The sequence below is a fragment of the Bradyrhizobium sp. 132 genome (assembly GCF_023074185.1).
In the GTDB taxonomy this organism is placed as follows: domain Bacteria; phylum Pseudomonadota; class Alphaproteobacteria; order Rhizobiales; family Xanthobacteraceae; genus Bradyrhizobium.
The window spans coordinates 49,862-64,075 of record NZ_JADPKY010000158.1 but is presented as its reverse complement, the minus strand read 5'-3'; the positions used below and the strand labels follow the sequence as shown (position 1 = coordinate 64,075).

General features: G+C 63.5%; 13 protein-coding genes, 1 tRNA gene and 1 pseudogene. 12 read left to right on the top strand and 3 right to left on the bottom strand.

Annotated features, from left to right (window positions below; genetic code table 11):
• Positions 1-86: 86 nt before the first annotated feature.
• From IVA74_RS34130 to IVA74_RS41075, 4 genes are all read left to right on the top strand, one after another.
• On the top strand, positions 87-3,254 hold the full coding sequence (locus IVA74_RS34130; RefSeq protein ID WP_247351605.1) for an EAL domain-containing protein: 3,168 nt from the start codon (positions 87-89) through the stop codon (positions 3,252-3,254).
• The gene (locus IVA74_RS34125) at positions 3,254-4,321 is read left to right on the top strand and encodes a diguanylate cyclase (RefSeq protein WP_247351604.1); all 1,068 of its coding nucleotides are present in this window, start codon (positions 3,254-3,256) and stop codon (positions 4,319-4,321) included. The genes IVA74_RS34130 and IVA74_RS34125 overlap by 1 nt, the downstream gene beginning before the upstream one ends.
• A gap of 57 nt (positions 4,322-4,378) precedes the next feature.
• Positions 4,379-4,455 (top strand) — tRNA-Arg (locus IVA74_RS34120).
• Positions 4,456-4,698: 243 nt separating this feature from the next.
• Positions 4,699-5,052: an HGGxSTG domain-containing protein gene (locus IVA74_RS41075; protein WP_346730998.1), complete on the top strand. Its 354-nt coding sequence runs from the start codon at positions 4,699-4,701 to the stop codon at positions 5,050-5,052.
• Here IVA74_RS41075 and IVA74_RS34115 read toward each other — a convergent pair.
• Positions 4,977-5,933: an AraC family transcriptional regulator gene (locus IVA74_RS34115; protein ID WP_247351602.1), complete on the bottom strand. Its 957-nt coding sequence runs from the start codon at positions 5,931-5,933 to the stop codon at positions 4,977-4,979. The genes IVA74_RS41075 and IVA74_RS34115 overlap by 76 nt on opposite strands.
• A 131-nt stretch (positions 5,934-6,064) precedes the next feature.
• On the opposite strand from IVA74_RS34115, the gene IVA74_RS34110 reads away from it, so the two are divergent.
• Together IVA74_RS34110 and IVA74_RS34105 are read left to right on the top strand one after the other, a co-directional pair.
• Complete coding sequence (locus IVA74_RS34110; protein WP_247351600.1) at positions 6,065-6,601, top strand: carboxymuconolactone decarboxylase family protein; 537 nt, start codon at positions 6,065-6,067, stop codon at positions 6,599-6,601.
• A gap of 38 nt (positions 6,602-6,639) precedes the next feature.
• The gene (locus IVA74_RS34105; protein WP_247351599.1) at positions 6,640-7,143 is read left to right on the top strand and encodes a DUF417 family protein; all 504 of its coding nucleotides are present in this window, start codon (positions 6,640-6,642) and stop codon (positions 7,141-7,143) included.
• A 71-nt stretch (positions 7,144-7,214) separates the two neighbouring features.
• On the opposite strand, the gene IVA74_RS34100 is transcribed toward IVA74_RS34105, so the two are convergent.
• Positions 7,215-7,817 (bottom strand): ABATE domain-containing protein, encoded by a 603-nt coding sequence (locus IVA74_RS34100; protein WP_247351597.1) that lies wholly within the window; start codon positions 7,815-7,817, stop codon positions 7,215-7,217.
• A 185-nt stretch (positions 7,818-8,002) separates the two neighbouring features.
• On the opposite strand from IVA74_RS34100, the gene IVA74_RS34095 reads away from it, so the two are divergent.
• The 6 genes and pseudogenes from IVA74_RS34095 (at position 8,003) to IVA74_RS34070 (ending at position 13,761) form a co-directional block, all read left to right on the top strand.
• Positions 8,003-8,728 carry an alpha/beta hydrolase gene (locus IVA74_RS34095; RefSeq protein ID WP_247351595.1) on the top strand — a complete coding sequence of 242 codons (726 nt, stop codon included), beginning with the start codon at positions 8,003-8,005 and terminating at the stop codon, positions 8,726-8,728.
• A 46-nt stretch (positions 8,729-8,774) separates the two neighbouring features.
• A complete protein-coding gene (locus tag IVA74_RS34090) occupies positions 8,775-9,635 on the top strand; it encodes an alpha/beta hydrolase (protein ID WP_247351593.1) in 861 nt (286 codons plus the stop codon).
• Between the two features lie 16 nt (positions 9,636-9,651).
• On the top strand, positions 9,652-10,422 hold the full coding sequence (locus IVA74_RS34085) for an SDR family oxidoreductase (protein ID WP_247351591.1): 771 nt from the start codon (positions 9,652-9,654) through the stop codon (positions 10,420-10,422).
• A gap of 47 nt (positions 10,423-10,469) precedes the next feature.
• Positions 10,470-11,054 carry a TMEM175 family protein gene (locus IVA74_RS34080; protein WP_247351589.1) on the top strand — a complete coding sequence of 195 codons (585 nt, stop codon included), beginning with the start codon at positions 10,470-10,472 and terminating at the stop codon, positions 11,052-11,054.
• A gap of 506 nt (positions 11,055-11,560) precedes the next feature.
• Positions 11,561-11,858 (top strand): annotated as a pseudogene (locus IVA74_RS34075) (hypothetical protein); the annotation flags it as partial.
• A gap of 55 nt (positions 11,859-11,913) precedes the next feature.
• A complete protein-coding gene (locus IVA74_RS34070) occupies positions 11,914-13,761 on the top strand; it encodes an acyltransferase family protein (RefSeq protein ID WP_247351861.1) in 1,848 nt (615 codons plus the stop codon).
• 223 nt (positions 13,762-13,984) lie between these two features.
• On the opposite strand, the gene IVA74_RS34065 is transcribed toward IVA74_RS34070, so the two are convergent.
• A complete protein-coding gene (locus IVA74_RS34065; RefSeq protein ID WP_247351587.1) occupies positions 13,985-14,194 on the bottom strand; it encodes a hypothetical protein in 210 nt (69 codons plus the stop codon).
• Positions 14,195-14,214 lie beyond the last annotated feature (20 nt).

Sequence of the window (14,214 nt, the reverse complement as noted above, 5' to 3'; positions counted from 1 at the left end):
CGCAACGAGATTAATGCTTAGGTAACTGGCTTTCCTAAGCTTTGCGCCATTTGTGCGGCGTATTCCTGTCCCTCCAGGGAGGGGGAATGCGCCAGGTCTTGTCAGGGGTCGCAGCAGGAATGTCCCTAGCCGTGAAGAACGGCTGGGAGGCAGCGATTCGCCGCGGACCCGTGCTGTGGCTGACCCTGTGCGGCGTGTTGCTGGTCGCTGGGATCTTCGCCGTGACCGCCATGGCGGTCGGCGAATTTCGCGAACGTACCCTGGGCAACCGCGAGCGCGAGCTGGAAAACACGGTGCAGCTGATCGCGCGGCACTTCGATCAGCAATTCGAGGATTCCGACGTCGTCGCCGCCGATGTGATCGGGCAGATGAACCTGCCGGAGATCACCTCACCCGCGATGTTCCGCGAACGGATGTCGGGGCCTGCCGCCAACCAGATGCTGCGCAGCAAGATCAGCGCGGTGTCCTACCTCGGCGACATCGTCATCTACGATGCGGAGGGTGAGATCGTCAATTGGTCGCGCGCCCAGCCGCTGCCCACGATCAACATCGCTGCCCGCGCCTATTTCCAGACTTTCAAGTCGGACCCGCGATCCGAGCCGGTGCTGCTGGAATCCGTGCGCAGTTATGTCATCGGCAAATGGACCACGGTCGTCGCGCGACGCCTGAACATGCCGGACGGCACTTTTCTCGGCGTCCTGGTGCGCCGGATCGATCCCGACAATTATCACCGCTATTTTGCTTCCGTGGCGCTCGGCGAAGGCGCGGCCATTTCGCTGTTCGACCGCGAAGGCAAGATGCTGGCGCGCTACCCGCATGTCGAAGACCTGATCGGCAAGAACTTCAAGGATGCGCCGTTGATGCGCAAAATGCTGACCGAAGGCGGCCGGCACACCCTGCGCGTCAAAGGTCCGATCAACGGCGAGGACCGCCTCGGCTCGGGGGCGTCGCTGTCGCATTTCCCGCTGGTTATCGTCGCGACCAATACCACGAGCGCCGCGCTGGCCGATTGGCGGCAGCAGACCGGCTTCATGGTCACCACGGCCGGGCTTTCGGCCACGGTGATCGCGCTGATCCTGTTCCTGATCGTTCGACAGATCAACCGGCAGAACCGCGAGGCGCAGCAACGGCTGGAAGCGGAGCGGGGGCGGCTCGACACGGCCCTGAACAACATGTCGCAAGGGCTGATCCTGTACGACGCCGCCGGATACATCGTCACCTGCAACCGCCGCTACGCCGACATGTTCGGCCTGTCTTCGGACGTCATCAAACCCGGCTGCCACATCCATCAGGCGATGCACCATCGCAAGGAGCGCGATGCGTTCAACGGCGACGTCGAGGCGTTTTGCGCCGACGTCATGAGGGTCGTCGCCGAAGGCACGGTTTCCACCAGGATCCATGAGCTGCCCAACGGCCGCGCTTTCCAGGTCATCAACACGCCGCTCGCGCAGGGCGGATGGGTGGCCACGATCGAGGAGATCACCGAGCGGCGCAATCTGGAGCAGGAACGCGACCGCAATTACATGTTCCTGCGCGAGATCATCGACCATATTCCCTCGCAGATCACGGTGAAGGATGCCCAAACTCGGCAATATCTGCTGATCAACCGGACCGCCGAGGAGCAATTCAACCAATCGGGTGAAGAGATCGTCGGCAAAACTCCCTTCGACTTGTACCCGGATGCCACCGCCATGGTCGTTACCGACGACGACAGCAAGGCGTTGCAGGAGACCAAGGGATTGCTCAAGGGCGAGCATCCCTGGCAAAGCCAGACCAGGGGACTCCGCTACATCACCTCAACCCGGATCGGCATTCGCGATAAATCCGGCGAGCCGCGTTACCTCATCAACGTCGTCGAGGATGTCACCGAACGGCGGCGCGCCGACGAGAAGATCGCGCATATGGCGCATTACGACGCGCTCACCGACCTGCCGAACCGGGTGCTGTTCCGCGACCAGATCGAACACGAGCTGGAGAAGGTCGCCGGCGGCGGTCAGTTCGCGTTGCTCTATATCGACATCGACGAATTCAAGGGCATCAACGATTCGCTCGGCCATCACGTCGGCGACGAGTTGTTGAAGGCGATCGCGGGCCGGATCCGCGGCTGCCTCGGACAAGGCGACCTGATCGCGCGGCTTGGCGGTGATGAATTCGCGGTGATCCAGACCGGGATCCAGTCGTCTGCCGACGTGGTGTCATTCGTGACGCGGATCTTCGAGGCGATCCGACGGCCCTATCACTGCTTCGGTCATCAGCTCTCCACCGACGCCAGCATCGGCATCGCGCTGGCGCCGCAGGACGGCACCGATCTCGACCAGCTCATCAAGAATGCCGATCTCGCGATGTACGGCGCCAAGGCCGAAGGACGCCGCACCCACCGCTTCTTCGAGCCGGAGATGGATGCGAGCGCCAAGGCGCGCCTGAGCCTGGAGCAGGATCTGCGCCAGGCCCTGGTGACCGGCGGTTTCGATATTCATTATCAGCCGCTGGTTGATCTGCGCAGCAACGAGGTCGCCGGCTGCGAGGCGCTGCTGCGCTGGCGGCATCCCGAGCGCGGCATGGTGTCGCCGGCGGAGTTCATTCCGATCGCCGAAGACACCGGCCTGATCAACGAGCTCGGTGACTGGGTGCTGCGCATGGCCTGCAACGAGGCCGCGACCTGGCCGGCGCATGTGCGTGTCGCGGTCAACGTCTCGCCGGTGCAGCTCAAATGCGATACGCTGGCGCTGCGGATCGCCGGCGCGCTCGCCGCTTCCGGGCTCGCCCCGTCCCGGCTCGAGCTCGAGATCACCGAGGCCGTGCTGATCCGCGACGACGAGGCGGCGCTCTCGATCCTGCATCAGCTCCGCGCGATCGGCGTGCGCATCGCGCTCGACGATTTCGGCACCGGCTACTCATCGCTCAGCTATCTCAAGCGCTTCCCGTTCGACAAGATCAAGATCGACCGCTGCTTCGTCGCTGATATCGCGGAGACGAGCGGCGCGCCCGTGATCGTGCAGGCGGTGGTGAACATCGCCGCCGCCAGCAATATGACCACGGTCGCCGAGGGTGTCGAGACCGAGGCGCAGCGCGAGATGCTGCGCGCGCTCGGCTGCACGCAGATGCAGGGCTATCTTTTCAGCAAACCGAAGCCGGCCAGCGAGGTGCGAAAGCTGTTCGGCCAGGGCGACGGCCTGCCCCAAGCCTTGCTGGTGCAAGCCTTGCCGGTCCAAGCCTTGCCGGCCCAAGCCTTGCCGGTGGCGGCGGTGGCCTGATGGCGCAGCCAGCCAAAACTTCAAGCAAGACTCCACCCAAAACGGTCGACGTTGCGGATTCCTATGCCGTGCGGCTGATGCAGCATCTGGTGGTGCCGACTTTCGTGATCGACCCGAAGCGCCGCGTCGTGATCTGGAATCGTGCCTGCGAGCGACTGACCGGAGTGGCCGCCTCGGAGGTGATCGGCACCAATAAGCACTGGCAAGCGTTCTACGAGACCAAGCGCCCTTGCCTCGCCGACCTCGTCGCGCTCGACCGCCCGGAACAGCTGCCGGAGTTCTATTCGGAATATGCCGCACGCGGCCATAACGGGCTCGGCTTCAGCGCCGAGAACTGGTGCGTGATGCCGAAGCTCGGCAGCCAGCTCTATCTCGCCATCGACGCCGGCCCCATCCACGACGAGGCCGGCCATCTGATCGCGGTGGTGGAGACGCTGCGCGATCTCACCGACCAGAAGCGCGCCGAGATGGCGCTGAAGGAGCTTGCCACCAAGGACGGGCTGACCGGCCTGTCGAACCGCCGCTCGTTCGATCAGATGCTGTTGAGCGAATGGGCCCGCGCCCAGCGGACGCAGAAGCCGATGGCGCTGCTGTTCGTCGACGTCGATCATTTCAAGCTGTTCAACGACCGCCACGGCCACCAGAGCGGCGACGAATGCCTGCGCGCGGTCGCTGCCGTCGTCAGCCGCCATGCCGTGCGCCCGCTCGATCTTGCCAGCCGCTATGGCGGCGAGGAATTCGCGCTGATCCTGCCGGACCTGGATTGCGACGCCGCCTACGTCATCGCCGACGAGATCCGCCGCGCCGTCATGGCCTTGCGGATCACCCATGGCGCCGACGGGGCCGGCGACCACGTCACCCTCAGCGTCGGCGTCGCCAGCCACATTCCGGGCGAAACCGACGGCAGCCCCGACCGGCTGCTGGGCGCGGCCGACGAGGCGCTCTATGCGGCTAAACGGCTCGGCCGCAACCGCGTCATCTGCGCCGAACGGCTGCTTGCCGAATTCGCCGGCCTCGGCCGGGACATCCTGCCGGTTCCTGGCCGCATCGCGCGCAAATCAGCTTAGCTGGAGACGGCGGAAGCGGTTGCCCGCTCCCGGTCAATCGGCTAAATGAACCCCACTGCACCCGTAGCTCAGCTGGATAGAGCGTTGCCCTCCGAAGGCAAAGGTCACACGTTCGAATCGTGTCGGGTGCGCCAGCTTTTCTTTGTTTTACAACGCGAACTGAAGACTCAGCCTGAGTCTTCAGTTCTGTTTCATTCGCGTGAGTAAGCAATTGGAAGAAAATTTCTGCGCGCTCTTGAATTGGCGCTCGCAATGTAGGTCGGTCCAGTCCATCGAGAGGAAGTTGTTCGGAGACTAGGCCGAGTTTGCAGGAGCTAGCGAAATCCAACATCCACGACGACCGCTTCGGGCCAGAAGCGGCCCGTCGGCATCTCAAGATGCAACTTCCGATGCTCGCGAGGCCGCTTTGCAGCGCCAAGACCCGCGCCGGCGGATCGTGCCGCTCGCCCGTGGTGCAAAGCAAACGGCGCTGCCGCATGCACGGCGGTGCACGCGAATCCGGCGCGCCCAAGGGAAACCGGAATGCGCTCAGGCACGTCCCCCGGTTCAACGCGGAAGTCATCGCAGAGCGCGAGCGGATTCGGGACTTGTTGGGTGACGCGCGGGAGTTGCTGCGAGATGAAATGATTTTGCATGGCCGAATGTTGCCGGTCACTCACAACGTTGCGACGATGCCGCCGCCGGGCGGCTCCTGCATTTTGCGCCACTGCGCCGGCGTGACGCCCATGTGAGTTTTGAAGGCGCGCTGGAATGCCGCTTCGGATTGGTAGCCGACCTGCTCCGCCACGGCGCCGGTGGAAAGCTGCGATTGCCTCAGTTCGTTGGCAGCGTGCATCATCCGGATCTCGGTCAGAAGCTCGCTGGCTGATCTGCCGAGCTTGTCCTGAAAGTGGCGGGCGAGCGTGGCGCGCGACATGTTGCACAATCGCGCCAACTCGGGCAGCGACCAAGCCCGCGCCGGCTCGTTGAAGAGGGCTGCCACCGCCGGTGCAAGGCGGGGATCACCGGCGAGCGCCAGCAGACCGCTCGGCGCGTCTTCGGTCTCGCTGGCCAGTCTTAGCACCAGCGCGAACATCGCCGTCGACAGCGCGTTCAGCATGGCGCGGCCGCCGAGGTGATCGTCGGCGGACTCGCGCCGCATCAGCGCGACGAGGCCGGCGAGTTGCGCCGCGGTCTCCTGCTGTTCGGCGTGAGCGCCGGCGTGCACGACAAAGCGCGGCGGCAGATAGCTGCGCAACAGCCGGTCGTGCGGGGCCGAGATCGCAAAGTGTCCGCACAGCAGATCGAGCCGTTCGCCCGAACCCGGGTTTTCGCTAATCGTGAAGTTGAGCGCCGCGCGGTTGCGGGCCGGCAGCGCTGCGGCGCCGCTGCCGTCGTGCATGACGTGGCTGACATTGCCGGGAAGCAGAAGGATGTCGCCGGCTTTCAACTGAAGCGGCCTGCCCTTCGCGGAGTCCTCCAGGGTCGCGGAGCCGGCGAGCACCGCATGATACGGGATTGCATTCGCCGCGCCGGGCCCTTGGTCTATACGCCACGGCGCGCCGTAGGAACAGCGCAGGTCGAGCCGCCCGCGCACCGGCATCAACTCGAACAGCCGGCTGAGCCAATCCATGCTGACCTTCCGAAGCAGACAAATTGAGACGATGGAGCATATTATCGAGATTTTGCGACATTCAAAGTATCAAATCATAACTGTACTGTCACTACGCAATCGTTCACGAACCCCAACCGCGGAGTGCCACCATGTCCCGTCTTTCAGTCCCCAATGTCGAATCCGATAACGGTCCCTCGGGGCAGGTCTATGCCCAGATCAAGAAGGCGATCGGCAGCGTGCCGAACACCTTTGCGGCGATCGCCGCCCACGGCCCCGCCGCGCTCAAGTCGATCCTGTTCGCCGACGCCACGCTGGCTTCGGGCAGCCTGAGCAAGCGCGATCAGGAAGTCATCAAGCTCGTCATCAGCGGCGTCGCCGGCTGTGATTACTGCGTCGCCGCGCACAATCATCTCGCACGACTCGCCGGGCTCAAGCTCGATGTGCTGAAGCAGATCCGCAACGGTCAGCCCAGCGGCGACGACAAGCGCGACGCGCTTGTTGGATTCGTCCGCAAGCTCGCGCAGTCCAGCGGCACCGTCAGCGACGCGGATTTCGGGGCGATCAAGGCGGCCGGCTACAGCGACGCGCAACTGGTCGAGATCAGCCTCGCCTTCGCGACCACCGTCTTCACCAACGTCTTCAACCGCATCAACGACACCGAGATCGATTTTCCCGCCGTCGCGTAAAGCGACCGCGCCGGATCCTGCATGAAAGGATAACGACCATGACGACCCTTGCCAACACGACGCAAAATCCGCTCGTCCGCGCGCTGCGCGCATCCGGCTTGCTTGCGGAGGATCTCGACTATCACCTCATTCGCGCCGCGATGGTGATCATGTTTATGTTCTTCGGTTACCAGAAGTGGTTTCCCTACGAGTTCGAACGGCTGGTGCCCTTCATCAGCAACGGGCCGCTGATCTGGTGGCTGTATCCGGTGTTCGGCCATGCCGGCGCCAGCTATTTCCTCGGCGCCTCCGAATGGACTTTCGGCACCCTGTTGCTCGCCGGCTTCTGGGACAAGCGGCTCGGCGTTCTCGGCGCCCTCGGCTCGACCAGCACCTTCATCGCGACGGTCACGATCATTCCGTTCCTGCCTGACGCATGGGACGCCTCGGCCGGAGGGTTCCCGGCGATGACCGGCAACATGCCGTTCCTGATGAAGGATGCGGTTCTGCTCGCCGTCTCGTTTTATCTGCTGAAGCAGGATCTGGTTCGCCTGATCCGGTAATCGAGAGACGGATCCGCATAGGGCCGCGCAAATCACCGGCAAGCGCAAAGCTTGCCGGTGATTTGTCAATTTTATTGCTGCAGCTTGAGCCGGTTTCGATGCGCCGCCTGTTTGGCGCGGTTGCCGCAGATCGCCATGCTGCACCAGCGGCGCGCGCGGCCCCGGGTGTGGTCGGCGAACAGCAGCGTGCAGGCGGGTCCCTCACAGGCCTTCACGTTCGAAAAATCTTCCTCGCAGACGAATGTCGCCAGCGCCTCGCCGATCGGCAGCAGCAGCGCTTCCGGCGACCGCCAGCGGCGGATCTTTCGAAACGCCAGCCCGGAGGCCGCGCTGTGGTCATCGACCCCAATGCGTCCAAACCCTTCATCCCGTTCAAGCAGCCGGTTCAACGGCGCCAACTCGTCCAGCGCTTTCGAGGTGAGCGGCCGCCCTTTGTGTTGCCGGACGAAACCTCTGAACCATTCGCGCAGGCTTCGCGCTTGGGCTGCGACGCTGTCGAGTTCGCGAGGCATCGCCTGCGACCGCAGCGTTTCGAGCGCCTCGCGGGGCGCGAGCTGCGCCTGCTCGAGCCAGGCCAGCAGGCCATCGCCGTCGTCGAGCCAGTCAACCGGAGTGTCGACCGGGGTAGCAACCGAATTGAGGAAATCGAGGCCGAGCGCGTCGGCAAGGAACATCGCAGACGGCCGTGAAGCGGTTTGAGCGATCTTTTGGCGCGGAACCTTGTTCATCTATAGCCCCCGTCGACTTTCGATCGCAAAATAACCTGTCTGATGGCTATTGACAAGTTACTTGCCCGGAAAGTAACCTGTTTAAGTGTATAAGCCAGGTTACTCCATATGCAAACCGGCAAGGAGCGAAAATGTCCCTCAATGATGTGAGCGTGGTGCTGGTCCACGGCGCTTGGGCCGATGGATCGAGCTGGACCAAAGTGATTGGGCCGCTGCGGGCGGAAGGCATCAGGGTGGTTGCGGCGCCGCTGCCGCTGACCTCGCTGGCCGATGACGTGGCGGCGCTCGATCGAACCCTCGGGCGGATCGATGGCCCGGTGGTGCTGGTGGGCCACGCCTATGCCGGCGCGGTAATCGCCGCGACCCAAAGTGAGAAAGTCAGGTCGCTGGTCTATGTCGCGGCACTCGCTCCCGACGAAGGCGAGACGGTCGCCGACGTTTTCTATCGCGCCACGCCGCATCCGCAGGCGCCCTTGCTGGCACCGGACAAGGACGGCGTGGTCTGGCTTCCCGAACACGCCTTTGCCGAAGCGTTCGCGCAGCACGCTTCCAACGAAGAGCAGGCATTGCTGGCCGCGGTGCAGCGGCCGATCGCGGCCGCCTGCATCGGCGTCGCGGTGGACCGGCCACTCTGGAAGGACCGCCCGAGCTGGCTTCTCGTGGCCGAGCAGGATCGCATGATCAACCCCGCCACGCAGCGGTTCATGGCGGAACGGATGAAGGCAAAGCTGCATTCACACGCCGTCGATCATACGCCCGGCGTCACCGCACCCGGGATCGTCATCGACATCATCCGCGAGGCCATCCGCGCCGCACCGGCGGCCCGCACGCCGCAACCGGCCGACCAGAGCCAATAATCTCCCCCGCTCGCCAAAATGGTTACAAAAATTCAGGAGAATTCCGATGACCGGGATCAAATACCGCTCCGCCGATATCGATGGCTTCAAGATTTTCTACCGCGAGGCCGGGGCGGCCGACGCTCCGACGCTGCTGTTGCTTCACGGGTTTCCGAGCGCGGGCCACATGTTCCGCGATCTGATCCCGCTGCTCGCCGATCGCTTCCATATCGTCGCGCCCGACCTGCCCGGCTTCGGCCAATCGGACATGCCGGCGCGGAGTAACTTCACCTACACGTTCGACCATATCGCTGATGTCATCGACCGCTTTACCGAAGTGATCGGCCTCAAGCGCTTCGCGATCTACGTCTTCGACTACGGTGCGCCGACCGGTTTCCGGATTGCCGCCAAACACCCCGATCGTATCACCGCGATCATCTCGCAGAATGGCAACGCCTACGAAGAAGGGCTGAGCGAGGGCTGGACTCCGATCAAGGCTTATTGGCAAGAGCCGTCGCAGGCCAACCGCGACGCGCTTCGCGCCTTCCTCGCACCGGAAACGACGCGCTGGCAATACACCCACGGCGTGACTGACGAGGCGAGCGTCTCGCCCGACGGCCTGTCGCTGGACAATTTCTATCTGGCGCGCCCCGGCGCCGACGAGATCCAGCTCGACCTGTTCGGCGACTACAAGAGCAACATCGCGCTCTACCCGGCATTCCAGAATTACTTCCGCACCCACAAGCCGCCGTTCCTGGCGGCGTGGGGCAAGAACGATCCGTTCTTCCTGCCGCCCGGCGCCGAGGCTTTCAAACGCGACATTCCCGATGCGGTGGTCCGTTTCTTCGACACCGGCCATTTCGCGCTGGAAACGCATGCCGCCGAGATCGCGGCGGCGATACGCGAATTCCTCATCCGCCACGTCTAACAGCACGAGAAATCACATGCCGAAATCAGTCGCCATCGTCACTGGCGCCAGCCAGGGCATCGGCCGCGCCGCCGCGATCCGTCTCGCGCGGGACTTTTCGTCGGTCGTGCTCGCCGCGCGCGACCGTCCCAATCTCGAGAAGACGGCGGACGCCGTGAAGGCGGCCGGTGCCGAACCGCTCGTCATCGACATCGACCTTGCCGAGGTGACGGCGGCAAACAGCGTGGTCGACCGGACGCTCAAAGCCTTCGGCCGGATCGATGCCCTTCTCAATATTGCAGGCGCGGTGCCGCAGATCGACCTGTTCGAGATGACCGACGCGCAATGGGACGGCGGCCTTGCCTTGAAATTCCACGGCGCCCGCCGGCTGACGATGGCGGCATGGCCGGCGTTGAAAGAAAGCAAAGGCGCTGTCGTGCTGATGTCGGGGAATTCGGCGCAATTTCCCAAGGCGCCCTACGCCGCTGTCGGGACCATCAACGCGGCGATCGTGGCGCTGGCGAAAGCGTTTTCGGATCGCGGCATCGCCGACGGCATCCAGGTCAACAGCGTTCTGCCCGGCCCGGTCATGACCGGCCGACGCCGCTCCTACCTCGCGCATTGGGCGCCGCTGCACAACATGGCCGTGGAGGAGGCCACCGCCAAATTCCCGCAGGATGCCGGCATCGCACGCTATGGCGAGCCGGAAGAGATTGCAGAACTGATGGCTTTTTTGGTATCGCCGGGTGCCCGCTGGATGACGGGATCGACGCTGAGGATGGATGGCGGCGAGGTCAAGTCGATCTGACCGGCGCTCTGAGTTCGACACGACACGAAACCGGCGGGGTGACAGCCATGGCACATGCGAGACGGACCCCGGAGCGACTGAGCGCGTTCTCCGGCGTGTTCGCCGTTCTGATCACGGTGCTGGTTCTGGAACTGCGCCCGCCGGAGCTTCCGACGTTCGATGCCCTGCTGTCGCTGTGGCCGACAGGGCTCAGCTATGCTGTGAGCTACCTCTTCATTGCGATCGTGTGGGCCAATCACCACCATCTCATGCACTACGCCACCGACGCGACGCCGCGCCTGATCTGGTTTAATTTCGCGCATCTGTTTTCAGTGTCGCTGCTGCCGCTCTCCACCGCCTGGATGGCCGTGAGCAAGCTCGCACCGCAACCGGTCGCGTTCTATGCGGCGGTTTTCTTCCTGGTGAACGCGACCTACGTCGCCTTGATCTGGGAGCTGATGGCGCGAATTCCGCTTAACGAGGTTTCGGCCGGCGAGCGCCGGACCATGCGCATCCGCTCCATCGTGACGTTAGGTGTTTTCGCGGTGGCCGCGGCCGTGGCGTTGAAATTCCCGCTGGTCGGGCTGGGCTTGTGTTGTTGCTGTCTGATCGTCTATTTGAGGCCCGAAGCACCGGGAGCCGCGCAACCGTAATTCATGCAATAGCAGTGCGCACGATCCGCACCCGTTCGCACGACACATTGACAACTTCATCAGCTCGACCGACGCCGAACCGACCAGGTAATCCCAATCGCCTTCGGCGCGCGGACGGAACGGGCAGATGGACGGGAACCGTGCGCGTCAGCGATCCCGTCGACCTGAGAAACTCACTGTCTTTGACGATCGGGAAGAGCGCCCCGACACCCGTCGAAGTAAAGATCGACGGGACTGTCTGACGTTCGCGAGAACACGGAGGGCTGTGCCGTCTTTCCGCTCTACTTTCGGATCCTGCCGTGCGCAACGCGAGATGTTCCTGAACGCTCGCCAATTTGCTCGCCGTAGCGTTTTGCACGGTCGTGTTTCAATCTGTCCACAAACGCATTATCGCAGGCCAGATGAGGAGACCGACAGCTGTTAGGACCGCTGCCTAACCGACTGATCCCAAAGCTCTCGCTCAATTCCGTGTTCACCGGCGAAGCAAGAAGCATGGATCGATTGCCGGGACCAAGTCGAAGCCCATTCCGGGACCGCACCATGTCTACGGTTTCCTTACGACGGCGCCGAACACACCCGTCGAGCCGATCCGTCCTCAAGGGCATGCCGGTCATCCGCACCACAGATGAGGAGCGCGAGGTCTGGATGTGCGCGCTTGGGAGGAAGCGGCGCAGCACCGGTCGCTACCCGATGCCTACCCTGCGCATTGTCGCCTTCAACGCGATTGAAGGTTGGCCCAAGGACGCAACCTCCGACGTTGGCACGGCACCGCCTGGAACTTGCCGATCACGATCATGTCCATGAGTTGCCACTTCGTGTCGGATTGTGTCTCGACAAGAATTTCGCTATTGCGAAGTCGATGAAGCCGTCGGAAAACTATCGGCCAGACATTGACGGGCTGCGTGCCGTCTCAATCCTGCTGGTCGTCGGCTATCACGCGCACCCTTGGATGCTGCCCGGCGGCTTCGTCGGCGTTGACGTCTTCTTCGTCATCTCTGGCTTTCTGATCACGCGGATACTGCTGACGCCTGGTGGCATCTCGCTCGCGGCATTCTACGGCCGCCGCATCAAGCGCATCTTTCCGGCCCTGATCGCCGTGCTGCTGGCCACCTATGCGCTCGGATACGCCATCCTGCTGCCTCCACAGTTCCGGCTGCTCGGAGAGAACATCGTCGCCAGCGTTCTCTTCGCCTCAAACCTGTTCCAGCTCGGGCAGGCCAGCTACTTTGCGCCACTCGCCGGAGAGAACGCGCTTCTCCACCTTTGGTCGCTCGGTGTCGAGGAACAGTTCTACATCTTTTGGCCGCTGGCGCTCGGCCTGCTGGCGCGCTCGCCGCACCGGCGTCAATACATCCTCGGCGCCATCGCGCTGTCGCTGGTGGCGGGCGTGGCTCTGGCCAGGACGAACTTGGAGTGGGGCTTCTACGCCCCCTTGCCGCGGGCATGGGAACTGCTGATCGGCGGGCTCGTGGCCGAGGCCAACCTCGTTCGAAAAAGCAGGAGCAACCTTCTCGGCGCGATTGGCCTTGGTGCCATCGCATCTTCCGCTCTGCTGTTCGATCGCGCGATGGCCTTTCCGGGGGCGCTGGCATTGCTCCCCGTTATCGGCGCTGCACTGGTGATCGCGTCGCCAAATGCCGCGGTCAACCGCGTGCTATTGTCGAGCCGGCCCGCCGTGCTGCTCGGTCTCATCAGCTACCCACTCTATCTCTGGCACTGGCCGCTGCTGGCCTATCTCGGAATTGTACGGCACGGGGTTCCGAATTTCATCGAGATATGGGCCGTAGTTCTCGCCGCGACCGTGTTGTCAATCCTGACCTATCGCTACGTCGAATCGCCGTTCCGTCATCGGCGCAATGCCGCGCCGGCTTTGTCGATCGCGCTGGCCTTGGTCGGCGTGATCGGAATCGCCACGATCCTCTCCGCCGGCTTTGTCTCGCGATTTCCGCTGGCGCTACAGGCAATCGCGACGGTCAGCACCGATGACAATCCCGCATTCAGGGACCACTGTTTCCTGGAGGCACCGGGGAGTAGCTTTGATGCGAACTGCATCGAGCAGGGCGACAAGCCGCTGCTCCTGCTTTGGGGCGATTCATCCGCCGCGGCCCTCTATCCGGCCGCGGCGGATGCGGCAAGGGAAGCCTCGTTCCGCGTGGGGCGTTTCAATGCGCCGGGCTGTGCGCCGATCCTCGATGCGGGACCGAATGCATCCTGCGTCGAGAGCAACGGCAGGGCCATTGCCGTCATCAAGGGATCTCATCCCGATATCGTCGTGCTGCATGCGATGTGGGGTTTCGATACCGACCTGAACAAGCTCGGCAGCACCATCGCCGCGCTTCGGAGCACCGGGGTAGCGCGCGTGGTCATCGTCGGGCCGCCGCCGGTGTGGAAGCGCACGCTGCCGCACGCGATCATCAACCACTATCGCTTCGCGCACGAGCTTCCTGACCGGCTCGGCGCCGGGGTATCCGGGCCTGCAGAGGATGATCTGATGGCCGCTTTCAGCAAATCCGCCGGCGTCGATTATGTGTCGTTGCGGAAGGTGCTATGCGATGAGCGGCAACAATGCCTCGTGCGCACGCCGGCCGGCGAGGTGATCGTGACTGATACGATACATCTGTCACCGGGCGGGGCTAGGCTGGTACTCGATGCCGTGGGGCGGGATTTGTTTCGGCAGGCTGCCTCTCCTAGCGCCGTCTTGCACTGAAGGCCGGACTACATAAAGCCGAGCTTAGCTCACCGTGGTTAGCACAGGCTTGATCGAAGGAGACGGCAGGACGGCGAAGGCCTGGAGCGTACTTGGTCTGGCGGGCCGGCCGCGCCAGTTTGTAGCGCGGTTTTCCAGTTGACACCTCGCCTGCTACGCGACTGCCAATGGTCGATATTTTACACGCTCGAACGCACGGCACATGCCCAACCGGGCCCCCCGCTCACGTCAGCATCGAGATGATCGCCTGGATCTGATCGGAAGCCGACGTTACCAGTCCGTCGTACGACGTCTGACCGTGTGCGGCCGCCTTCAGGATGCATTCGGCTACGGCCGCTTTCAGGCCGAACACCGACTGGTCGGCCGGCACGCTCGCCATCACGGCCTCCAGCGCCTGACGCATCGTCACAATGAGCTCGGAACTGTATTGCATTGGCTGTCCCTCCGCGAGCT